Source organism: Allochromatium vinosum DSM 180 (genome assembly GCF_000025485.1).
GTDB lineage: Bacteria > Pseudomonadota > Gammaproteobacteria > Chromatiales > Chromatiaceae > Thermochromatium > Thermochromatium vinosum.
The window spans coordinates 1-21,107 of sequence record NC_013852.1; the positions used below are offsets into that span (position 1 = coordinate 1).

Here is a 21,107-nt window from a genome sequence, read left to right on the forward strand (position 1 = left end):
TTCACACAGGAGTCCGTCGATCATGCCCGTCTATCTGTGCACCTGCGGAACCAGTGCCGCCAAGAAATTCTTTGGACAAACACCCCGCTTCGATGCCGCCTGGGTGACTGAACACGGCGGGGTCGAGGCGGCTTCCAAGGTCATCTACGACACCTTCCGCACCGCCCGCCTGGACGATGAAGTCGCCCTCAAGCGCGACCTCTCCGCCGAGATCCATTCGCTGGCCCGCATGGGCGTGAACGACAAGGACACCGTGGTGCTGTTCAGTTCCGAGACCGCCGACGGACAGGCCTGTGCCTGGGCCGTCAAGCGTTACCTGGAGCAGGCGCGTCCGGGGATCCTCTGCCGGATCGAGGTCGTGGCCGGTTTGCAGGTCACCGATGCCCACGTCTTCCGCACCGCCGGGGTGCTCAATTTCACCAAGGCGGTGCTGCACGAGATCGACGCCAACGGCACCGGGCAGTGCGTGCTCAACCCCACGGGCGGCTTCAAGAGCCTGGTGCCCTACACGGTGCTGATCGGGATGCTGCGCGGGGTGCCGGCCAAGTACATCTTCGAGCAATCCAGCGCCCTGATTCCGCTGCCGATGATGCCGGTGGAGTTCGCCCGCTCGCGGCTCGAACCGCTGCGCCCGCTGTTGGAGCGCATTCAGAACGAGACGGCCATCCCGCGCGCCGAGCTCGACAAGGCGCTGCCGTCGTTCGAGGAACGCGAGATTCTGGACTCCCTGTTCGAGGATGTCGGTCAGGGACAAGTCAGTCTGTCGCCGGTCGGCTTCCTGATCTGGGAAGAGCTGGAGCGGCCCACGGCCCTGGTGCCCTTCCTGTCGCGCCGGGCGCTCGATGATCTGCTCAAGATGCGCGCCACCGAGGGCACGGCCCCGGATGATTACATCACGCGCGTGGCCCGCTCTCCCGAGCAACTGGCGATCGGTAAACATGAGTCATGGAGCAAGGGACTGTTCTGGCTCAAGCGTGGCGAGCATACCCGCGACCGCTATCTGGTCTCGGTCGAAGGCTGGCGGTTGCTGGTGTGGCGGATCGTCGATCATGACGAGTACGACGACCTGCTGACCCAGAACCGCAAGACCGATGCCGGGGCGCGCGTGGTGGCCGAGCGCCGCGAGAAGTATGCCCCCTTTGTCCGCCTGGAACTGTACGAAGACTGATCCGCCGCTGAGACCACTACACGGAGCTTTTGACATGCGTCGATCTACCCTGGAGCTTGATCCGAGCGTTGCCTTGAGCGCGTGGTCTGAAACCACGGCGGCCAACGCCGATCCCTGGACCCATTACGTCTGTAAGCTGGTCACGCCGCTGTATGGCGGCGGGGTTCGGGCGGCGGAAGTCGATACCGGGATGCCGATCCGCGCGGCGAGTATTCGCGGTCAGCTGCGCTTCTGGTGGCGGATCGTCGCCGGTCCCTTCGCCTCGCCGGAGGCGATGTTTCAGCGCGAAGCGGCGATCTGGGGCGGGATCGCCGCGAGCGGTCCGAGCGCGAGCCGGGTTGCCGCTCGGGTCAAAGCCAAACCCGTTCAAGCGATGCACCTCAGCGCGAAAAGCCAATTCGCTGGCTTGCCGGCTTACGGACTCATCCTCGATCCGGGCGCGGATCCGATACTCTTGAAGTCTGGCTATTCGTTTGAACTCTCCGTGCGTTGTGCCTCAGATCTGACATCACAACAGTATGACGAAGTGCAGACCGCGCTGCGTTGGTGGGCAAGTTTCGGTGGTGTGGGCGCACGGACGCGGCGCGGATTCGGCGCGGTGCAGGTCGGCATGCTCAAGCCGGTGACCCCGGAGGAGGTGGCCCAATGCGGTGGCCGCCTGTGTGTGGCGCCAAGCGGCTCGAACGAGATCGATGCTTGGGAAACGTCCGTCAAAAAGCTACAGCGGTTTCGTCAAGGTCCGAATCTAGGTCGCAACCCCGGCCAAGGCAATCGGCCCGGACGCAGCCGCTGGCCGGAGCCCGACACCATCCGGCGTCAGACGCGGCGACATGCCAAAAACCATGATCCCGAGCATCCGGTGGATGGCGCTTATCCCCGCGCCTGGTTCGGATTGCCGATCATCTTTCATTTCAAGGATGCGGGCGAACCGAATGATTCGACCTTGATCCCGGATGGCGAGCGTGATCGCATGGCCAGTCCACTCATTCTGCGTCCCTACTGGAGCGGACAAAAATGGCATCCGTCGGCACTGCTGTTACCGGGTTGGGAACGACGCACTACCGAGTTGCGCGTCGGCTTCGGAAACGGCCCCTTCCGTCGCGCCTGGCCCGCCGACCCCGCCGAACGCGCGCGTCTGGCAGAACAGATCAAACCGATGGCCGGTCGCGGCGATGATCCGCTGACGGCGTTCATGGACTATTTCGAGCAGGACTGACCCATGCCCCAGTATCTCGTGACCCTTTCGCTTGGCCCGGTGCAGAGCCTGATCGAGGCGGCCCGGCGCACGCGCGATCTCTGGTGCGGCTCCTGGCTGCTGTCGGAGTCGGCGCGGGCGGCCGCGCGGGTGCTGCATCAGGCCGAACCCGGCTGTCTCATCTTTCCCTGTCCCGAGAAGCCGGATGAGGAACTTGAGCCGCAGACGGAGCCGCGCGACAGTGCCAACATCGCCAATATCCTGCGTGCCAAGGTCGAATTGCCGAATGCCGACGCCGCCCGTGCCCTGTGCGAGCGGGCCAAACAGGCCGCCGCCCAGCGTCTGATCGACCTGGGTGAACAGGCGCGCGGCCGGCTCAAGGTCAAACTGCGTGATGAGGTCTGGCAGGCGCAGATCGGCGACCTGCTGGAAGGGTTCGCTGCCTGGGTCGAGATCCCCGCCGGGGACGACGCTTACACTCAGGCCGGTGCCAAGCTCGGCGCGACTCTGGCGGCACGCAAGGCCACGCGCGATTTTAGTCCCGCTGCGCCTCTGAAGACACCAGGCTTGCCCAAGTCCTCGCTCGATGGCGCACTGGAAACCGTGTTGCCCGAATACTGGCATGAGGAGCATCGCGCTCGCCGTCAGCTCGGCCTCTCGCGCGGTGAGCAGCTCGATGCACTGGGTGTGATGAAGCGGATGGCCGGCCAGGTCGAGCAGTTCACCCCCTACTCGCGCGTGGCCGCCGATCCCTGGATCCGCACGCTCGAGCCCGAGCAGCAACAGGCCCTGAGCGCGGCCTACGAACCCATTGTGAAGTCGAGGCTGGCCACCCGTGTCAGCGGCAATTGCGGCGCCTACGAGGCGCTTCCATACGATGCTCAGATGCTCTACGACTTCCGTCTCGACAATGCGCTGGCGGCCAAGGGCGAAGACGCGGCCGAGCCGGAGGAGCGTGAAGCGCTCTTGAAGCTACAAAAGGTCATGAAGTCACTGCCGGCGGAGAAGGGCGCCCCGGTGCCCTATGCCGCGATCCTCAAGGCCGACGGCGACCGCATGGGGGCGCTGCTGCAACGGGCCAGGCAGGCGGCGGATTCACGGGAGATTTCCAAAGCGCTACATGGCTTTGCCTCCGATGTCCGTAAACTGGTACGCCAACACCATGGCCATGCCATCTATTCCGGCGGCGACGACGTGCTCGCCCTGGTGCCGCTGCCGGAAGCCTTGGCCTGTGCGCGGACACTGGCCGAGGCCTTCGCGAAGGCACTCCAGCCGGTGGCCAAGTCGCTCGGACTCAACGCCGCCGAGCATCCGACGCTCTCCGTCGGACTGGCCATCGGCCATCTGATGGAACCGCTGGGTGCATTGCGCAAGCGAGCCGGTCACGCCGAGCATCTGGCCAAGGGCGACGGATTGCCGCCCGACAAGACGCGCAATGCGCTGGCCATCGTGCTGGGGATTCGCTCCGGCGGCGAGCTCGAATGGCGGGCCAACTGGGACGACAGCGAAGCGCTCGCCGAGCTTGAGGTCTTCACCGTCGCCTATCGCGATGGTCAGCTGTCGAGCCGCGTAGCTTACGATCTGCGCGCCATCGACCGGCGTCTGGCCTGGATGCGTGACGATGGCAGTGCGGCCGCAAAAGGAATGCGTGAAGCCGAGGTCGCCCGGATGCTCGACCGCGCCCAGGCCCGTGGCGGGACTGAAGCCCTGGAGACGGCGCAGCGCCGCGCGATCCTGACGGCGGCCCGTCGCCAGTCGCTGGCCACACTGGCCGACACATTGATTCTGGCGCGCTGGCTCTCCGCCCGCACCGTCGCCGATCTGGGAGTACGCGACCAATGAGCAAGAAGGGCAAGAAGCAACCCAAGATCAATTACAACAAGCAGCAGCGCCTGCAGGGCCAGTCGAGCGCGGCGCAGGCGACACCCGCCGCCCAGTCCGCCCGCGTTCAGCGCGAGGCGCCCAAGTCCGCTGCCCCCAGTCCGATCGTCAGTCTGGAGCCGCTGGCCCCGCTGATCGTGCGTTCGGGGCGTCCGTTCGACGATCAGGCCGGCGCCGATGCGCCGCGTTTCCCGCCGCCCTCGACCCTGGCCGGTTGTCTGCGCACGGCGTGGGCGCGGGCCAATGATCAGGCGTTTGGTCCCAAACTCGCTGAACTGGCCGTGGCCAGTCCGTTTCTCGCCCGCGTCGACAACACGGGAAATATCGTGCGGCGGCTCGCGCCCAAACCGGCGGATGCCCAGTATTTCGGGCATGACAAGGAGGCTAGGTGTCTGCGCCTGGAGCCGAGTCGCTTCGAGGATGGCTGTAACGCCGATCTGCCCGATGGACTGCGCCCGCTGCGGCTGTCCGAGACGATCCAGGGCAAGGCGAGCAAGGGGCCGGCCTGGTGGGACTGGGAGGATCTGATCGCCTTTCGTCAGGGCAAGACGCTCGACCACAAGGAACTGACCAAGCGCGGTTGGTCCCCGCCCTCCGGGGATCGGCGCACCCATGTTGCCATCGACGCCGTGACCCAGGCGGCTGAGTCCGGACGGTTGTTCCAGACCGAAGGACTGGATCTGGAGCCGGACAATCCGACGCTGAATCAAACACTGAAGCAGAAGCAGACCCCCGACCACTCTGCCTCGGGTACCTTGCGTCTCCTTGCACGTTTTGCCGAGCCGCTGCCCGGCGGACTGGTCCATCTGGGCGGGGAACGGCGTCTGGCCCGTCTGCATCCGGAACCGGAGACGGCTTGGCCGACTCCGCCGGCGACCTGGTTCCAGGATATCCACACGGCTGGCGGTCTGACCCTGACGCTGCTCACGCCTGGGGTGTTCCAGGCGGGCTATCGCCCCGGCTGGCTCGATGCAACGCTGACCGGCGAGCCGCCGATCGCTCCCGGTGTGCGGCTGCGACTGGTCGCCGCCGCCGTCGAGCGCTGGCAGCCGCATTCGGGCTGGGATCTGCTCAAGAAAGAACCGCGCCCGACCCGCAAGCTGGTGGGGGCCGGAGCGACCTACTGGTTCCGCCTGCTCGAACCGACCACCCCCGAGGCGCTGGCTCCGCTGTGGCTGGCCAGCCTGTGTGACCTGGAACAGGACCGGCGCGACGGCTTCGGCCTGGCCCTCCCCGCGCCCTGGAAGATCGACTGAACCTGACATCGACGAACTGCCGGCCAAAGGACGACATCATGCACTCACGACTCTTTCATCTGCACACCCTCTCGGCGCTCCACTGCGGAACCGGTCAGTCGGTCGGCGTGGTCGACCTGCCGATCGCCCGCGCCCGCGCCACCCAGCTGCCGATCGTGCCCGGCTCCTCGTTACGCGGCGTTCTGCGTCAGGAGATCGGCGCGCGGGATGCCGACCTCGAACGCGCGCTGTTCGGTCCCCGAACCGTCAAGGACAACGCCGGCAGCTTCGCCGGGGCGCTGGCCGTCGGCGATGCCCATCTGCTGGCCATGCCGGTGCGGGCGCTGGCCGGTATCCTGTGCTATGTGACCGCGCCCTTCATTCTGCGCCGCTATGCGCGCGATCTGGCGGATGTGGGACTGAAAACGCCTGAGATTCCCAGTCCCGCCAATCGTGAGCACGCCCTCGTTCCGACCGATTCGGTCAACCTGCTCGACACCACCCTGGTGCTCGAAGACCTCGATCTGGGTGCTCAACGCAACGCCCGAACGCAGGAGTGGGCCATGACCATCGCCGCACTCATTCACCCGAACGATGCCACGGGGCAGCGTGACTTCATCGAGCGCTTCGCCATCCTGCCCGATGACATTCTCGGCTATCTGAGCGAGACGGCGACCGAACTGCGCACCCGCATCAGCATCGACCAGGACACGGGTACGGTGAAGAAGGGCGCGCTCTGGTTCGAGGAGCATCTGCCCGCTGAGTCGGTGTTGTGGGGGCTGTATGCGCTGAGCGACTCCAATGAGCCGAACCAAAAGCGGACTGCCCATGAACTCGCTCAGGCCCTTCCGTCCGGCTCCGCGCTGCTGCAACTCGGCGGACAGGCCGGCGTCGGACGCGGTCTGGTGCGGCTGCTGACGCAGGAGGTGGCGGCATGAAGATGCGCGCCCACCAGGTGGCAACAGCGGCCTATGCGTGTGTCGAGGCCCGCAAGGATGAACCCAATAAGAAGAAGTACGGGGCCATCGCCCACAAGCTGCCGGGGATGATCCTGCAGAACGGTCTGGCTCAGGCCACGGGGTTTCTGCTCGCCAAGGGGGCCGGCGCCCCTGAGCATTTGATGCTGCTCGATGATCTGAAGGAGGTGCTGCGCGCCGGCGGAACGCTCACGGTCACGAGCGGCGAGGCCCTGCATCGGGAGATCATCGGCGCGGATCTGGCCAAGACCCTCAAGCTCACCCGCGCGGCGCTGGAAGCCTCCGGCTGGATCAAGCGCTATGTGCAGGGTGTGCTGCGCGTCACGGCGACCGGTGATACCAGCAACGGCGAGGAGAACTGAGTATGGCGACGCAACTCATGCGCGAGGCGCTGCGCCCGCTGTATCACAGTGCGCGCGAGGCGCATCCTGGATTGCTGATTCAGCGCGGCTATCCGGTCTATGACCAGGAGACCGAAGAGGGCCGCGAGGCCAAGACCCGGCACCTGCAACGGATCTGTGCCGTCACGCCCACGCCCTTCTATCACAACGCCTATCAGCGCTGGCGGACGGCGACGGCCGATCCGTTGCGCTTTCGTCAGATCCAACTGGCGCTGGAGTCACGCCTGTTCATCGGTCTGACCGGCGGCGGGATGCTGGAAACGGGGTGTGCGATCAGCCACAGCTACGGGATGCCCTATATCCCCGGTTCCAGCGTCAAGGGTGTGGTGCGGGCGCATGTGTGCGGTAGCCCGTTTGCCGATAAACATCCGGAGGTGATCGCTGAACTCTTCGGTGCGGAGGCGGATCCGATGCCGGAGGCGCCCTATCCGCAAGGGCTGTCGGGACTGGTGAGCTTTCACGATGCCTGGTGGGTTCCGGGTTCGGCGGAACGTCCGTTGGTCGAGGAGATCGTCACCACCCATCATCTGGAGTATTACGGCAGCGAGGGCCGCACGCCGGCCACCGATTTCGACAGTCCCATCCCCAATGCCCAGATCGCCGTTCAGGGGCACTGCCTGTTCGTGCTGGAAGGGCCGCCGGCGTGGCTGGATCTGGCCCAACAGATGCTGATCGCCGCGCTTTCCAAACGCGGCATCGGGGCCAAGACCCGCACCGGTTATGGGTTGTTCGATTTCAATCCGCAGAAACCCGCCGGTCCGGTTTGTGCCTGGGTGAATGAAACGATTGAACGCTTGGCCCAGCAGAACAAGACCAATTCCGAGGAAGTATTGCGCAGCAAGGGGCTGGCGGCTGAATGGGCGGCACTGACGGATGCGGCACTCAAGGCCGAGGCATTGGAGGATATTCGGTCACGCTGGCAGGAAAAAGAACGCGATTGGTGGGATAATCCACCCGGCAAATCCGCCAAGCAGGCGCGTGCGCTTTATGATGAATGATCATAGCTTGAAAGCAAGTTCGGCGTGGATCTTGCATTTCCGTTCCTGAATGTCTATGATCGAGCAGCCGGAAAAACCTGTGGAGATCGTGATGGATATGTGGCGATTGTCGCCGATCAGACGCGAAACGGATAGTGAAAAAAAATTATCCACAGGTGGGTTCGGCACTGAGACCCGAATTGAGGGGATTAAGACTTTGAGTTCGATGCTGCTTAAACTGATCGAAAAGTTCGGCACTGAGACCCGAATTGAGGGGATTAAGACTCCATTATAAATATCAGCTCCACAAATAGGGCAGTTCGGCACTGAGACCCGAATTGAGGGGATTAAGACCCTCCTCGGAGGCATCCATAGCCTCTTTTGCAGAGTTCGGCACTGAGACCCGAATTGAGGGGATTAAGACGGAAACAACGATGTCTTCCAGGTCATTGCCGTTGTTCGGCACTGAGACCCGAATTGAGGGGATTAAGACATATGGTGTGCTCCTTCGCCCAAGATCTTGAGGGTTCGGCACTGAGACCCGAATTGAGGGGATTAAGACATGAGCGCGAGTGAACATATCCATCACACCCCGTTCGGCACTGAGACCCGAATTGAGGGGATTAAGACCGTGTCCTCTGCCCATTTCTTGAACTCCCGGGTTCGGCACTGAGACCCGAATTGAGGGGATTAAGACCCTTGTTACATCCCGTCCAAGCGTCTTCGTAAAAGTTCGGCACTGAGACCCGAATTGAGGGGATTAAGACCGGGATTGAGCGCTTAATAACGGCCATGACTGGGTTCGGCACTGAGACCCGAATTGAGGGGATTAAACCGCGCCCAGTTCGAGAAACGTTTTTTGTAGTTGAACATGCGACTAAATTCGCATCTAAAATCTAAAGCAAAATGACGCATCTCACACTGAACGCAGTTTAAGACCGTGGGTGACAATCCCGTACCCACAATTTAAAAGAGGAGTATTGTCATGGGTGATAATGACTTTGTTACTGGGTTTTTTTAATTAACTGTCCATTTTCTATACCGCTCTCATTTGATTTTTTCGCTGATGGACATTTTGTGACACATCGACCAGATCTGTAGAATCTTCGCCATGTCTGACTACTGCCTTACTGACAAGCAACTCGCGGAACTGCGTGCCGCCCACCGAGGCACGCGCGATAAACGCGAGGCAGATCGGATCAAGGCGGTGGTTCTGCTCGCGACCGGCTGGACAGCTGAGCAAATCGCCGAGGTGCTGCAGATCGACCCGAATACGGTGCGCAATCATTTCAAGCGCTATCGCCAGGATGGCCTGAAATCGCTGGGGCAGGTGGCGTTTCGTGGCAGCGCCTGCCAGCTTGAGGCGGCGCAATTGGCGTGCTTGGAAGCGCACCTGCAACGCCACCTCTACCTCAGCGCCAAAGCTGTCGCCCGGTGGGTCGAAGACACCTTTGACGTGGCCTACACCACCAGTGGCATGACGGCGCTACTGCATCGCCTGGGCTACGTCTACAAGAAACCCAAGCTCATCCCAGGCAAGGCCGATCCCGCGGCCCAGAAAGCCTTCCTCGCCGAGTACGAAACCCTCAAGCACACCAAGGGCGAGGCCGATCCCATCTATATTCATGGACGCGGTTCACCCGCCGCACAATCCGGTCATCGCCCAGGGCTGGATCAAGCGCGGCGAGGATCGCGAGATCCGTTCCAACACCGGGCGGCGGCGCGTCAACATCAACGGTGCCATTGACCTCAAGTGCCTCGAACCCGTTGTCCGTTTCGACGACAGCATCAATGCCGTCTCGACCATCGCGCTATTGCAGCAACTTGAGCAGCGGCACCCAGACGCGGCGGTGATTTGCGACAATGCGCGCTACTATCGCTCCAAGGCGGTTCGTGAGCACTTGGAGACATCACGCGTGCAACTGGTCTTTCTCCCACCTTATGCGCCAAATCTCAATTTGATCGAGCGATTCTGGAAGTATTTCAAAAAGACGGTGCTCTATAACCGCTATTTCGAGTCGTTCGGTGACTTCAAAGCCGCTTGCGAAAATTTCTTTTGTCACCCGAACCAATATCGTGGTGACTTACGATCGTTGCTGACGGAAAACTTCGCCATTGTCGGCGAGTGAAAAAACGAAAAATTGGTATTAGATCGGTATACTTCCCGATTGCTGCCGGACAGGACCGCTCAAGTCGGGGAACAGTTGATGGACACTTTCTAAGCTTAGCCAGGCACGGAAGGTTTTTATCCCTCCGCGCCTTTCGGATTGAGCCCCCCATCCGTGAGGATAGAAAGGCCAAACGACATCAACAGGCATGCCCTGTTTTGGCAATACGCTTTCGCCGTGAGAATCTGCAACCGATGAACTGGAGGATGGAGCGGCAGGCGGATGACCTTCGGGTGTGGATTCAGCGCACACCCGATCAGGATCTGCTGCCCGAGCTGGTGAAGCTGGAACTGTCACTGGGATCGTCGCCGATCCACTCCATGACACTCGCCTTCGATCCCGGAGTTGAAATTCCCCGCGAGCGGCTGGAACGCCTGGATTACCGTCCCTCGGCACCCCGCGAATACATCAAATCCCTGCCGCACCGCCGCTCGGTGCGCTTCTCCATCACCGAGAAATGCAACTACCGCTGCTTCTTCTGTCACGAAGAAGGCTTGGACATGGATCGGGAGCGGCAGAAAACCGAAGAAGCGGCCTTGTTCAAGGTCTTCGACCAGCTCAAGGCACTGGACTATGACGATCTCACCTTCACCGGCGGGGAGCCGTTGCTGAAGTGGCGTCAGATTCTGCGCGCCCTGGAGTACATGCAGGCGATCGGCTACCGGCCGGACGTGAAATTCGTCAGCAACGGCCGGGTCTTGAACGACACCTTCATCGAAGGTCTGAAACGCTATCCGGGGCGGGTGCGCTTCAACATCTCGATGCACAGCCTGGATTCGGCCTGCTACGACCGGATCGTGCATCCGCTTTCCAGCCACACCCCCGGAACGCGCGACGATCTGGCGCACGTTCAGCACAACCTGGCCCGGCTGAACGCCGCCGAGATTCCCTTCAAGCTCAATTTCGTCCTGCTCAACGGCCTCAACACCTCAGCCGAGCAGATTGACCGGATCTTTGCCTATGCCCTGGCGTGCGGGGCGCGACGAGTCAAGTTTCTGGAGCTGCTGATCACCCGCACGCTCAAAGATCTGTATCCCTACTACTACCGGCTCCAGGCGCTCCGCGATCAACTGGGCGATCAGCTCACGCCGCTGGAATCCGGTCTACGGCGCACCGTCTACCGCTATCGCGATACCCCGCTGCTCGTCGAGCTTCAGAGCTGTACCTGTAGCCGTGGCTGCAATGTCTGTAGCCTCAACCGCGATGTGAACTTCACGGCCGAACAGCGCTATTTCCCCTGCTTCCTCCATCCCGAGGACGGGGTCGATCTCCGGGTTTCCAGCCTGAGCGAGGCGATCGACTCGGGCGCAGCCTATATCGCCGACATGGCGCACCGCTTTGGCGACCACAGCCCAATCATCATCCGCGACCACTATCTGACCCGTCAGGAAACGGCCTACTACTACGCGATCGCGCGTGACGACATCCCGCGCTTCGTCGCCCACATCGAGCACGCCTACGGCCTGGAGCTGCAACGCCACCGGCGGTTGCGCGAAACCTATTTCAGCGACGGCAGCGACGCCTTCGAGCGCTTCGAGTATGTGCGCAAGCTGGCCATCAACACCTACGACCATCAGGCCACCGAGATCACCCAGCAGCACCGTGTCGATCCCGCCGGGTCGGGATGCATCGAAACCGCCTTCGGCGAGGACAGCCCGGCCATCGCCGACATCGCCGACTACCAGCGTGAACTGGCCCAGCAGGGCTTCCACCGTGTCCTCCAGGTGGCCTGGGAACTCGACTACTACGGCTCCGGCGGTCAGCCCACCGGCGATCTGAGCCTCAGCCTCGGCCAGGTGCTGGGCGGCGAAATGGCCCTGGTGCGCAGCTGCCGTCCGCTCCAGGACGCGCCCTGCCCCTTGCGCCCGCTGACGCAGCCAGTTCCGGCCTGGCTGATGACCCATCACAAGCTTGTGGTTCCCACCGAACCGGCGGACTGAGGCTATCGTGGCGCTCCATCACCACCAGCCACACGGAGCTTCACGATGTCGATCCAACCCCAACACCGCCTGACCACCGCTCTGCGCGCCCCGCAACACGGCTCCCCGCTGTGGGCGCACGTCGGTGCACGCACCACCGCCCCGGCCCTGTGCGCCGTCCTCACCGCCGGCACCACGCCCCGGCGTCCGGAACTGGCCTGCTCGACCTCCATCGTCACCATCGTGTACTAACCGGGAGCTTCAGCCATGCGTACCCTGGCTCTGTGCGTCGGCCCCGGCCGGCTGCACCTGATTCCCGCCACGCAGGCGGACCTGATCGTCGCGGGCGCGGAGGCTGAACCGCCGCAGCGCCACGAGACCCCCGAGCGCCTGACCCTGACGGCACCGACGCAGACCCGGTTCGGTTTCAGCGTGCCGCCGGCCGTCGACTGGACGCTGCACGTCCCGCCCGACTTCGATCGCCTGCTCGTGCAGTCGGCGGGCACGACGGTGATCTCCGAGGGGCTGGCCTGGATCGATGTGCGCCTGGAGGGCGCCACCTCGCGCTTCGAGTGCCGCGCGCGCCATCTCGGCACGCTGTCGCTGGTCGGCACCGGGCAACAGGCCGACGTCCAGGTTGGACGCCTCGAGCGCCTGAGCCTCGATGGGCTCAACAACCGCGCCACGCTTGTGCATGCCGAAGCCTTCGCGCTGGAGCGTCACGGCCACGGACTGGGCTGTCAGGTTACGGCACCCAGCGCCCAACCCGGCACGGCGCATCGTCTGAACTGCCGGCTCAACGGTCTGCGTCAGGTGGTGGAGATCCGGCATGCGGCCTGATTCGGGCAACGCCCTGGTCTTCAAGCCGACCCGCGCCTGTCCGGCGCGCTGCGACTTCTGCTGCGATCCCAGCGAAGCGTCGCGCGAGCGCTTGCGCCGCACCGAGATGCTGGCCCTGCTGGAGCGTCTCACCGCGACCGTGCCGGGCCTGATCGGCACGGTCGGTTTCACCGGCGGCGAGCCGTTTCTGCTGTTCGACGACGTGCAGGCGGTGCTGGAGCGGGCCGCCGAATCGGGACTCGGCGGGGCGGTGGTCTCCTCGTCGCACTGGGCCACGAGCCGCGCTGAAGCGCACCAACGCCTGTCGACCCTGGCACAGGCGGGGCTGCAACGCTACTCGACCTCCTGTGATCCCGAACATCTGCGGTTTGTGCCGCTGGAGCGTATCCGTCATGCCGTGAGCGCCGCCCTCGAACTGGGGTTGGCGGTGACGGTGACGGGCACCTTCGCCGATCCCGGCGCGTCGGTCGCCGCCCTGCTCGGCGAGGATCTGGCCGCGCAGGTGGTGTGCGAGGACAAGCTGATCGCGCCCTTCGGACGCGCCGTCGGGCAGGCCGCCACCGCCCGGCGCTATGGTCTGCCGACCGATCCAGCCGCCTGGGGCTGTTATCGGCGTCTGGGGCACGACATTCTGGTGCAGCCCAACGGCGACGTGCTGCCCTGCTGCGCCACCAACAACACCATCAATCCTCTGGTGTTCGGCAACCTCCGCGCCGGGGATGACCCGACCGAGATCGTCCAGGCCATCACGCGCTCCTTTCTGCTGCGGGTGCTCAAGTTCGAGAGCTTCGCCACCCTGCGCGCGCTGGTGACGGCGCACGCGCCCGACTTGGAGTGGCCGGATCCGGCGCACGCCTCCGGCCCCTGTGGCTATTGCGCCGAGGTGTTCGGCGATGTCGAGCGCGCGACCGTCATTCTGGAGGCGCTGGCCCAGGCCCAGCCGGCCTACCGGCAACAGCTGGCCCGCCAGGCGGGGCTGTCCGAAGCGACCCTGAGCGCGCTGGCCGGGCTGTGAAGCGCGGCTACAAGCTTGTGACCGACACGCGATCCGTTGAGCCGGGTTAGCGTATCGGTCGCCACACAACAACCGACACGCCATCGCCTCAGCGGATGGCGACCCTCTTTGATCGATCGACACCGGATGGAGAACACCGCATGGCCCAGACACTGAACCAAGACACCCTCATGCAAGCCCTGGACTGGGCCTATGACAAGGCCGTCAATGGTGTGGCTGGCCTGGATTCGGCGAGCGATCTGGCACACGACTACATGCAGCGGAACGGATCGCGGCATGACCAGGCCCAGAGCCTGATCCGTTGGCAAAGTGCCAAGGCCGCGACCTCCGGGTTTCTGACCGGTCTGGGCGGCCTCGTGACGATGCCGGTCACCCTACCGGCAAATATCACCAGTGTCGTGTACATTCAGGTGCGTATGGTCGCCGCCGTAGCCGCGATGGGCGAATACGATATCCACGACGACCGCGTGAAGGTGCTGGTCTATGCCTGTCTGGCCGGAAACACCGCCAAGGACATCATCAAAAGTGCCGGCATCGTCGCCGGACGCAAGCTGACGGAGCAGGCGATCCGGGGCATCAGCGCCAAAACGATCACGGCCATCAATCAGAAAGTCGGGTTCCGGCTGTTGACCAAGTTCGGCCAGAAGGGTGTCATCAACCTGGGCAAGCTGGTTCCGGTGGCCGGTGGGGTCATCGGCGGGAGTCTCGATGCCGTCGCCACCCGTACCATTGGTCACATCGCCCGCGAGACCTTTATTGTCGCGGCGGACTGAGCGCCCAACCGAACAACGACCACACCCACCATTCAAAGGATACCCATGATGTCTCAGCACACCACGCCCCGCCGCATCCTGCTGGCCGTCACCGGCCTGACCCCGCAGATCGTCACCGAGACGCTGTATGCCCTGGCGTGCCGGGATGAGGATCCCTGGATCCCGGATGAGGTGCATCTGATCACCACCGCCACCGGCGCCGACAACGCCCGGCTTAATCTGCTGGCCGGTGAGCGTTGGTTCCATCGGCTGTGCGAGGACTATGGGCTACCGCCGATCGTCTTTACGCCCGAGCAGATCCATGTCCTTCAGGACGCCGAAGGCCGTCCGCTCGACGACATCCGCACCCAGGCCGACAACACCCTGGCCGCCGACTTCATCACCGAGACCCTGCGCGCGTTGACCGCCGACCCCAACAGCGAACTGCATGTCTCGATTGCCGGCGGGCGCAAGACCATGGGCTACTACCTCGGCTATGCGCTCTCGCTCTACGGGCGTCCCCAGGACCGGCTGTCGCATGTGCTGGTCTCCGATCCGTATGAGACCAACCGCGACTTCTACTATCCGACGCCCTACGAGCATCCGATCCACAGCCGCCGGGGTGACAAGGAGGTCACGGTCGATGCCCGGCACGCGCACGTGGATCTGGCGGATATCCCCTTCGTGCGCCTGCGCGATGGTCTGCCCGAGCGGCTGCGCACCGGACAGGCGGGTTTCACCATGGCTGTGGCCACGGCCAACCGTGGCCTTCAGGAACCCCGTCTGGTGCTGGATGTGGCGCAACAGCGCGTCTGGGCCGATGACGAAGAGATCGTGTTGAGCAAGACCCGGTTTGCCATCCTGCTGTGGCTGGCGGAACGGGCTAGGCGTGGAGAGTCCACGACCGACTGGTCGCAGCCCGAGGTAGCCCGCGAGTTTTTGTCCGATGTCGCCACCCGGATCTTCAACCCCAACGGCGGGGAGTATCAGCGCCTCGAGGAGTCGCTCGGCTGGCGGATCGCCAAGTCCTGTGAACCCAACGAATACTTCCAGCCCCACAAGGCCAATATCAACAAAGCCCTGACGCATACTCTGGGTAAACGCTCGGCTGAACGCTATCTGATCGGGATTGGGCGCGGCAAGGACAACAGCTTCCCGCTGGTTGCGGAACAGATCGAGATTCTGGGCGACTGAGACACCCATGTGCACGGGGATCGCTCTCACAAGCTTGTGAGACACGGTTGTTAGAGCGAAATACGGCATCCTTTTCTTCAACCTGAAGACATCCCTTCCATCCTCTAGGAGTACACAATGCCTTTCCTGATTCCGCTCTTCGCCGCCCTCGTTGCCCGCTTTGCGAGGCGTTTCCCGGATGCGTGACCGCCGGGGTCTTGTCGGCCCGTCCGGGTCGATCGGAAACCGGCTTCACACGCCTCTGAATTCCTGCCGTCGGAGCGCCGTCCCTGATCCGCGCTCCGGCCTGACCACATCCATTCACTCGTATCCTGGAGCACTCGCATGATTTTCCTGGTCCCGATCATCACCACCATCGTCTCCGGCCTGGCGAGCGGCTCCATCGACGTCCTCACCAACGATCAGAAGGCCCTGACCTAGCCCTCTGGAGCCGCCCGCCACGGGCGGCCATCGCCTCAGCCACGCCCTTGGTCTGTTCGATCCACGCCAAGAACCACGGAGGATTCCATGGCCACCTATTTCGTCTCCCGCCATCCCGGCGCCCATGATTGGGCCGCCGAGGAGGGGTTTGAGGTCGAGGCCGTCATCGTGCATCTGGACCCGGCGCTCATTCAGCCGGGCGATAGCGTCATCGGCTCGCTGCCGGTGAATCTGGCCGCCGAGGTCTGCGCGCGCGGCGCGCGCTATCTGAATCTGTCGCTGGATCTGCCGCCGGAACTGCGCGGGCGGGAACTGAGCACCGAGCAGATGCGCGCCTGTGGGGCGCGGATCGAGGAGTATCGCGTCATGCGCGTGGTACCGGGCCACGAACCTGCAAGCTTGTGACGCCCGCTTGAGACGGGGGGATGCGGTTTCATAGGCGCACCGAATCATCGGATCTGAACCCTCAACACGGAAGCTGTCCATGCGCCACCTCCCCGTCTCGTTCCTGCTCGGTTCCACCCTCCTGCTCACCAGCGGCTGCGCCACCGTCACGCGCGGCACCACCGACACCCTGGTCATCGAAAGCGACCCGCCCGGCGCTCAGGTCACGCTCTCCAACGGCATGAGCGGCCAGACACCGGCGAGCTTCAAGCTCTCGCGCAAGACCGCTGTGGTGATCGACATCGCCAAGGCGGGCTATGAGCCGGTCAAGGTCAACGTCCAGCCGCAGATCTCCGGGGCCGGGGGCGCAGGCATGGCCGGCAACGTGCTGGTCGGCGGTCTGATCGGAGTGGCCGTGGATGCCGGAACCGGGGCCATGAACGACCTCAAGCCCAACCCGATCCAGGTGCGGTTGGCGCCGCTCGCCGGGGGCGCCGCCAGCCAATCCGCGACGGCCATCGACGCGCGCCTGCAACGGCTCGCCGCGATGCGTCGCTCCGGCGCACTGACCGAGACGGAGTACCGGCGCAAGCGCGCCGAGATCCTCGACGGTCTGTAGGCCGTCATCGTGACGCCCCGTGCGCTGGGCGGGGCGTCACAGAGACATCCAGCGTATTCATCGCCGCCCATTCAGGCGGTGTCAGGGGGATTCGATGTCGAGCCGCTTGGCCGTATTCGCCTATGACATCCGCGATGACCGTGTGCGTCGGCACGCGCTCAAGACCCTGCGCGAATGGCGTCTCGATGGGCAGCTGTCGGTGCATGAATGTCAGGTCGACGCCATCCAGGCCCGGCGGCTGTTTGAGCAACTCGGTGATGAACTCGACCCGGCCACCGATGCCTGGCTGTTCACCTGGGTCGAAGGGCATCGCGCTGTGCTGGCCCGTGGCAAGGGTCGCACCACGGCGCTTCAGGATGGCCTGCTGCTGGCTGCCTGAGTCCATCCAACATCCGGAGGCGTTCCATGTCCCAGTCCGGTTGGTATCTGCTCGCCTATGACATTGCCGATCCACGCCGCTTGCAGCGGTTGCATCGGGCCGTGCGCCGCGAAGGGATCGCGCTGCAACGCTCGGTTTTTCTGGTCCAAGGCACCGAGTCCGACATTGAGGCGCTGCTCGATCGGTTGGAGACTCTGATGGATGTGGCCAAGGACGATCTGCGCGCCTATCCGGTCGCAGCCCCCTCAGCACTCTGGTTGCAGGGGCAATGCGTCGTCCAGGGCCATCTGCTCGGCGATGGCGAAGCGGCCACCGAATCACGCCCCAGCGCGCCCGGTTGGCGGGCGCTGACCACACCGACACCCCCCGTGCTTCCGTTCACCCGGAGTCAATCATGAACGCCCAACTGCTGCTCGTCATCGACCACCGCGACACGCAACTGACGCTCGACGGCGGGGCCTTGCGTCTGGTCACACCCGGCACCAAGCCGCGCCATATCCCGCTCGGCGTGCTCGGGCTGGTGGTGGTGCATGGACGCGCCCTGGTCGGTTGTGATGTCTGGCGGGCACTGGCCGAGCGAGGGATTCCGGCCGTGATGCAACCGGGACGCGGGCGTGGGGTCTGTGCCTGGATGGGGCCGGCGCTGGGGGCGACGGGCGTCTTGCGCGCAGCCCAGCATCGGGCCGCCGAACAGGTCGAGCGGCGCCTGATGTTGGCGCGGGATCTGATCGCCGCCAAGCTCCTGGCTCAGGCGCGCGTCATCGAGCGTCTGCCCGTAGCGTCGGACCCGCCCGAGACCCGAACCGCCGTGCGTCGTCAGCAAGATCTGGCGCTCGCCCGACTTGGTCAGGCATCGAGCACCACGGAAGTCATGGGACTCGAAGGTTCGGCGGCGGCGGCGTGGTTCCGCTGGCTGACCCTGTGGCTGTCGCCGACGTGGGGATTCCAGGGACGCAATCGCCGTCCGCCCCGTGATCCGGTCAATGCCCTGCTTTCGCTCGGGTATACACTGCTTGGCGGGGAGATGCTGTCGGTCATTCAGCAACAGGGGCTGGATCCGGCGCGCGGACTGCTGCATGAACTGGTTCCCGGACGCGAATCCCTGGTGCTCGATCTGATCGAACCCCTACGTCCCTCTGTCGATCTGGTGCTACTCGGGATGCTGGATCGTCTTCTCACGCCCGAGGATTTCACCACCAGCCCTGAAGATGGATGCCGGTTGTCGAAGGAAGCACGTGGGCGCTTCTATCAAGCCTGGGCACAGGCGCGGCAGGACTGGCCCGATTTGCAGGCGACGTTGGAGGATGAACGCGCGGGCACCGTGGTCAGTCTCACGCAGCTGTGCCGTCGTCAGACCGAAGTCTTGCGTCAGGTGCTCAAGCCGGTCATGACCGGTCAATGCAGCCAGGGCGATGAATTCGGACTGGAGTTCTGATCAAATTGCGCGGCAAACCCCGTCCCTCAGGGCGGGGAAGGATAGCGCCTCGATAGGCTTGGCACGGCGACTTTAGTGTCTGTTCACAGTATTTGATCCAAGCGCCAAGTTCGATACTATCAAGCTTGGCCAGCAAGGCCACTCTGCCCCTGATATCTGTTGTATTTTTGATCAAAACTTGACCTAACTTTTTTGTTGACTCAATGTGTATGCTAGAGCTTGTCTATCAGATTGATTTATCAAGCAAAAGTTATCCACAAGGAGTCCGCATTGAGACCCGCTTTCGAGGGGATTAAGACGCCTCGGTGCCCGCTGTTGAAATAGCGATGGTGTCCGCATTGAGACCCGCTTTCGAGGGGATTAAGACGCCGTGTTCAGGTCCGACACGCCAGCGGTGGCCGTCCGCATTGAGACCCGCTTTCGAGGGGATTAAGACGGTCTGCGGGGCCTGGCACGTCCCGGCCCTGGCGTCCGCATTGAGACCCGCTTTCGAGGGGATTAAGACTCGTTCCCGGCGTCGACCTGGGTCTTGGTGCCCAGTCCGCATTGAGACCCGCTTTCGAGGGGATTAAGACATAGTTAGGTTACGTACATCGGTATTAATTAGGTCCGCATTGAGACCCGCTTTCGAGGGGATTAAGACTAGTAGTGGCGACGATTGAGGCGGATTTTCATTGTCCGCATTGAGACCCGCTTTCGAGGGGATTAAGACAGATATTTTTTATTGGAATCACATTCTTGCAAGTCCGCATTGAGACCCGCTTTCGAGGGGATTAAGACCTACCACTTTCCCATGTACCATTTTCCCATCGGTCCGCATTGAGACCCGCTTTCGAGGGGATTAAGACCTTCCTCTTCGTTATCGCTGGGTTGGTATACGGTCCGCATTGAGACCCGCTTTCGAGGGGATTAAGACGTTGCAGTAAGCTAGGCAGAACTCTGGGTTCAGCGTCCGCATTGAGACCCGCTTTCGAGGGGATTAAGAGAAGAAGGCAAATCGTTGTCAGTGAGTTTACTTTGTGTTTTGATACAGCCTCTCTGACAACAACGAACAGAACAGGCCATGTCGACACAAGAAGAACTCCAAGAACTGCTTGAGCAGAAAAGACTTCTGGACGAGAAGATTGAAAATGCACGTAAAGCCGCGCGCGGACAGGCGATCGAGCAAGCGTTGAGTCTGATCACGACATTCCAATTGACGCCGGAAGACCTGTTTTCCAGCACGAAGAAAGGCAAAGCCAAGTCGAAAGCCCCGCCGAAATATCGTGATCCCGAGACCGGCAAGACCTGGACGGGGAGGGGACCGATCCCGAGTTGGCTCAAGGACAAGAACCGGGACGACTATCTGATCGAGGCGTAAGAGGCGGCCTAAAGCAATCCGGCTTTCGGCTGAGAGGCGATAAGTCTCCGTGCTGATCGAACGTCCACTCGCCTATGCCGCGCTCGGACTCTGCGCGGCTTTGGCGTTGCCTCAATGGAACGCGATCCAGTCTGGATCGGGCACGCATTCTCCCGCTGCGCTTCTGATCGCGGCCCTGTTTGGAGCCGTGGCGGTGTTTCTCGGTGTCCGGTTCGCGCAATCCCATGCTGACCCGCGCGCCCAGCGTCGGCGTCTGATCCTCTGGGGCGTGATCTCAGCCATCATCGCTCTATTTCTGCTGCTGGTCGCCATCCAGGTCGAGCCGATCTGGGAGCGTGCAGCCGATGTCGGGGCGGCGTTTCTGGTGCTGCTCGCCTTCCTCTATCCGCTCCGACGCTAAAGCGTTCAGGCAATAGCCTGGATGCCTTTCTTCTCAATGACGGTCAGAAGACGCAGTGCCGGCCCGCCGGGGCGTTTCACACCACGCTCCCAGTCGGAGATCAGGTTTTTGCTGACGTTGAGATAGCGGGCAAAGACCGGCTGTGAGAGATGTTCACGTTCGCGCAGGGCGCGAATCGCCTCTGGCGGAAAGGATTCGACCGGTGTCAGGCAGGCGTCGTCGAATTCACGCATGGTCTGCTTGTCGATCGCGCCCATCTCATGCAGGGCTTCCATCGTTTCATGGATCGAGGCCAGCACTTCGCTGCGGTACTGTTTAGCCATGCTCATCTCCGCTTTTGTATCACACTAAGTATTATACAACACAGATCCGAACCCAGCCGTTCGGC

At 63.1% G+C, this 21,107-nt stretch carries 22 protein-coding genes, 1 pseudogene and 2 CRISPR repeat arrays; of the genes and pseudogenes, 22 read left to right on the top strand and 1 reads right to left on the bottom strand.

Annotation, left to right across the window (positions count from 1 at the left end):
• Positions 1-22 precede the first annotated feature (22 nt).
• The 22 genes and pseudogenes from ALVIN_RS15585 to ALVIN_RS15685 all read left to right on the top strand — a co-directional run bounded on the left by ALVIN_RS15585 (position 23) and on the right by ALVIN_RS15685 (position 20,719).
• Positions 23-1,168 carry a putative CRISPR-associated protein gene (locus ALVIN_RS15585; RefSeq protein ID WP_012972290.1) on the top strand — a complete coding sequence of 382 codons (1,146 nt, stop codon included), beginning with the start codon at positions 23-25 and terminating at the stop codon, positions 1,166-1,168.
• Positions 1,140-2,384: a type III-B CRISPR module RAMP protein Cmr1 gene (gene cmr1 / locus ALVIN_RS15590; protein WP_223295314.1), complete on the top strand. Its 1,245-nt coding sequence runs from the start codon at positions 1,140-1,142 to the stop codon at positions 2,382-2,384. The genes ALVIN_RS15585 and cmr1 overlap by 29 nt, the downstream gene beginning before the upstream one ends.
• 3 nt (positions 2,385-2,387) lie before the next feature.
• On the top strand, positions 2,388-4,205 hold the full coding sequence (gene cas10, locus ALVIN_RS15595; protein ID WP_012972292.1) for a type III-B CRISPR-associated protein Cas10/Cmr2: 1,818 nt from the start codon (positions 2,388-2,390) through the stop codon (positions 4,203-4,205).
• Entirely contained in the window at positions 4,202-5,500 is a 1,299-nt protein-coding gene (locus ALVIN_RS15600; RefSeq protein WP_012972293.1) for a type III-B CRISPR module-associated Cmr3 family protein, read from the top strand. Before cas10 ends, ALVIN_RS15600 begins: the two co-directional genes overlap by 4 nt.
• Positions 5,501-5,538: 38 nt before the next feature.
• On the top strand, positions 5,539-6,417 hold the full coding sequence (gene cmr4, locus ALVIN_RS15605; protein WP_012972294.1) for a type III-B CRISPR module RAMP protein Cmr4: 879 nt from the start codon (positions 5,539-5,541) through the stop codon (positions 6,415-6,417).
• Positions 6,414-6,818 carry a type III-B CRISPR module-associated protein Cmr5 gene (cmr5, locus tag ALVIN_RS15610; protein ID WP_012972295.1) on the top strand — a complete coding sequence of 135 codons (405 nt, stop codon included), beginning with the start codon at positions 6,414-6,416 and terminating at the stop codon, positions 6,816-6,818. Before cmr4 ends, cmr5 begins: the two co-directional genes overlap by 4 nt.
• A gap of 2 nt (positions 6,819-6,820) precedes the next feature.
• Positions 6,821-7,855, top strand: a complete 1,035-nt coding sequence (gene cmr6, locus ALVIN_RS15615) for a type III-B CRISPR module RAMP protein Cmr6 (RefSeq protein ID WP_012972296.1) — start codon at positions 6,821-6,823, stop codon at positions 7,853-7,855.
• Between the two features lie 159 nt (positions 7,856-8,014).
• A CRISPR array of direct repeats spans positions 8,015-8,670; the repeat unit is 36 nt; unit sequence GTTCGGCACTGAGACCCGAATTGAGGGGATTAAGAC.
• Between the two features lie 275 nt (positions 8,671-8,945).
• Positions 8,946-9,353 (top strand): annotated as a pseudogene (locus tag ALVIN_RS18095) (helix-turn-helix domain-containing protein); the annotation flags it as partial.
• Positions 9,354-9,459: 106 nt separating this feature from the next.
• A complete protein-coding gene (locus ALVIN_RS18100) occupies positions 9,460-9,963 on the top strand; it encodes an IS630 family transposase (protein WP_263053333.1) in 504 nt (167 codons plus the stop codon).
• Positions 9,964-10,196: 233 nt separating this feature from the next.
• Complete coding sequence (locus tag ALVIN_RS15625) at positions 10,197-11,942, top strand: radical SAM protein (protein WP_012972297.1); 1,746 nt, start codon at positions 10,197-10,199, stop codon at positions 11,940-11,942.
• Between the two features lie 45 nt (positions 11,943-11,987).
• Entirely contained in the window at positions 11,988-12,173 is a 186-nt protein-coding gene (locus ALVIN_RS15630) for a hypothetical protein (protein ID WP_012972298.1), read from the top strand.
• 15 nt (positions 12,174-12,188) lie between these two features.
• A complete protein-coding gene (locus ALVIN_RS15635) occupies positions 12,189-12,761 on the top strand; it encodes a hypothetical protein (RefSeq protein ID WP_012972299.1) in 573 nt (190 codons plus the stop codon).
• The gene (locus ALVIN_RS15640; protein ID WP_012972300.1) at positions 12,751-13,776 is read left to right on the top strand and encodes a radical SAM/SPASM domain-containing protein; all 1,026 of its coding nucleotides are present in this window, start codon (positions 12,751-12,753) and stop codon (positions 13,774-13,776) included. Before ALVIN_RS15635 ends, ALVIN_RS15640 begins: the two co-directional genes overlap by 11 nt.
• A gap of 140 nt (positions 13,777-13,916) precedes the next feature.
• On the top strand, positions 13,917-14,549 hold the full coding sequence (locus ALVIN_RS15645) for an EcsC family protein (RefSeq protein ID WP_012972301.1): 633 nt from the start codon (positions 13,917-13,919) through the stop codon (positions 14,547-14,549).
• 45 nt (positions 14,550-14,594) lie between these two features.
• On the top strand, positions 14,595-15,722 hold the full coding sequence (gene csm6, locus ALVIN_RS15650; RefSeq protein WP_012972302.1) for a CRISPR-associated ring nuclease Csm6: 1,128 nt from the start codon (positions 14,595-14,597) through the stop codon (positions 15,720-15,722).
• Between the two features lie 507 nt (positions 15,723-16,229).
• Positions 16,230-16,547, top strand: a complete 318-nt coding sequence (gene csx16 / locus ALVIN_RS15655; RefSeq protein WP_012972304.1) for a CRISPR-associated protein Csx16 — start codon at positions 16,230-16,232, stop codon at positions 16,545-16,547.
• A gap of 79 nt (positions 16,548-16,626) precedes the next feature.
• On the top strand, positions 16,627-17,145 hold the full coding sequence (locus ALVIN_RS15660) for an SHOCT domain-containing protein (protein ID WP_012972305.1): 519 nt from the start codon (positions 16,627-16,629) through the stop codon (positions 17,143-17,145).
• 94 nt (positions 17,146-17,239) lie between these two features.
• Positions 17,240-17,524 (top strand): CRISPR-associated endonuclease Cas2, encoded by a 285-nt coding sequence (locus tag ALVIN_RS15665; protein ID WP_012972306.1) that lies wholly within the window; start codon positions 17,240-17,242, stop codon positions 17,522-17,524.
• 26 nt (positions 17,525-17,550) lie between these two features.
• Entirely contained in the window at positions 17,551-17,922 is a 372-nt protein-coding gene (cas2, locus tag ALVIN_RS16745; protein ID WP_012972307.1) for a CRISPR-associated endonuclease Cas2, read from the top strand.
• Positions 17,919-18,959: a CRISPR-associated endonuclease Cas1 gene (gene cas1, locus ALVIN_RS16750; protein WP_012972308.1), complete on the top strand. Its 1,041-nt coding sequence runs from the start codon at positions 17,919-17,921 to the stop codon at positions 18,957-18,959. The genes cas2 and cas1 overlap by 4 nt, the downstream gene beginning before the upstream one ends.
• A 263-nt stretch (positions 18,960-19,222) precedes the next feature.
• A CRISPR array of direct repeats spans positions 19,223-19,945; the repeat unit is 36 nt; unit sequence GTCCGCATTGAGACCCGCTTTCGAGGGGATTAAGAC.
• Positions 19,946-20,022: 77 nt separating this feature from the next.
• A complete protein-coding gene (locus ALVIN_RS15680) occupies positions 20,023-20,319 on the top strand; it encodes an H-NS histone family protein (RefSeq protein ID WP_012972309.1) in 297 nt (98 codons plus the stop codon).
• Positions 20,320-20,368: 49 nt separating this feature from the next.
• Positions 20,369-20,719: a hypothetical protein gene (locus ALVIN_RS15685; RefSeq protein WP_012972310.1), complete on the top strand. Its 351-nt coding sequence runs from the start codon at positions 20,369-20,371 to the stop codon at positions 20,717-20,719.
• Between the two features lie 5 nt (positions 20,720-20,724).
• Here ALVIN_RS15685 and ALVIN_RS15690 read toward each other — a convergent pair whose 3' ends face one another.
• Entirely contained in the window at positions 20,725-21,042 is a 318-nt protein-coding gene (locus ALVIN_RS15690; RefSeq protein WP_012972311.1) for a helix-turn-helix domain-containing protein, read from the bottom strand.
• Positions 21,043-21,107 lie beyond the last annotated feature (65 nt).

Excerpts from the sequence above, each read along its gene's own strand:
- ALVIN_RS15585 (WP_012972290.1), top strand. The coding sequence starts at position 23 with ATGCCCGTCTATCTGTGCACCTGCGGAACCAGTGCCGCCAAGAAATTC.
- cas10 (WP_012972292.1), top strand. The coding sequence starts at position 2,388 with ATGCCCCAGTATCTCGTGACCCTTTCGCTTGGCCCGGTGCAGAGCCTG.
- ALVIN_RS15600 (WP_012972293.1), top strand. The coding sequence starts at position 4,202 with ATGAGCAAGAAGGGCAAGAAGCAACCCAAGATCAATTACAACAAGCAG.
- cmr4 (WP_012972294.1), top strand. The coding sequence starts at position 5,539 with ATGCACTCACGACTCTTTCATCTGCACACCCTCTCGGCGCTCCACTGC.
- cmr5 (WP_012972295.1), top strand. The coding sequence starts at position 6,414 with ATGAAGATGCGCGCCCACCAGGTGGCAACAGCGGCCTATGCGTGTGTC.
- cmr6 (WP_012972296.1), top strand. The coding sequence starts at position 6,821 with ATGGCGACGCAACTCATGCGCGAGGCGCTGCGCCCGCTGTATCACAGT.
- ALVIN_RS18100 (WP_263053333.1), top strand. The coding sequence starts at position 9,460 with ATGGACGCGGTTCACCCGCCGCACAATCCGGTCATCGCCCAGGGCTGG.
- ALVIN_RS15625 (WP_012972297.1), top strand. The coding sequence starts at position 10,197 with ATGAACTGGAGGATGGAGCGGCAGGCGGATGACCTTCGGGTGTGGATT.
- ALVIN_RS15630 (WP_012972298.1), top strand. The coding sequence starts at position 11,988 with ATGTCGATCCAACCCCAACACCGCCTGACCACCGCTCTGCGCGCCCCG.
- ALVIN_RS15635 (WP_012972299.1), top strand. The coding sequence starts at position 12,189 with ATGCGTACCCTGGCTCTGTGCGTCGGCCCCGGCCGGCTGCACCTGATT.
- ALVIN_RS15640 (WP_012972300.1), top strand. The coding sequence starts at position 12,751 with ATGCGGCCTGATTCGGGCAACGCCCTGGTCTTCAAGCCGACCCGCGCC.
- ALVIN_RS15645 (WP_012972301.1), top strand. The coding sequence starts at position 13,917 with ATGGCCCAGACACTGAACCAAGACACCCTCATGCAAGCCCTGGACTGG.
- csm6 (WP_012972302.1), top strand. The coding sequence starts at position 14,595 with ATGATGTCTCAGCACACCACGCCCCGCCGCATCCTGCTGGCCGTCACC.
- csx16 (WP_012972304.1), top strand. The coding sequence starts at position 16,230 with ATGGCCACCTATTTCGTCTCCCGCCATCCCGGCGCCCATGATTGGGCC.
- ALVIN_RS15660 (WP_012972305.1), top strand. The coding sequence starts at position 16,627 with ATGCGCCACCTCCCCGTCTCGTTCCTGCTCGGTTCCACCCTCCTGCTC.
- ALVIN_RS15665 (WP_012972306.1), top strand. The coding sequence starts at position 17,240 with ATGTCGAGCCGCTTGGCCGTATTCGCCTATGACATCCGCGATGACCGT.
- cas2 (WP_012972307.1), top strand. The coding sequence starts at position 17,551 with ATGTCCCAGTCCGGTTGGTATCTGCTCGCCTATGACATTGCCGATCCA.
- cas1 (WP_012972308.1), top strand. The coding sequence starts at position 17,919 with ATGAACGCCCAACTGCTGCTCGTCATCGACCACCGCGACACGCAACTG.
- ALVIN_RS15680 (WP_012972309.1), top strand. The coding sequence starts at position 20,023 with ATGTCGACACAAGAAGAACTCCAAGAACTGCTTGAGCAGAAAAGACTT.
- ALVIN_RS15690 (WP_012972311.1), bottom strand. The coding sequence starts at position 21,042 with ATGGCTAAACAGTACCGCAGCGAAGTGCTGGCCTCGATCCATGAAACG.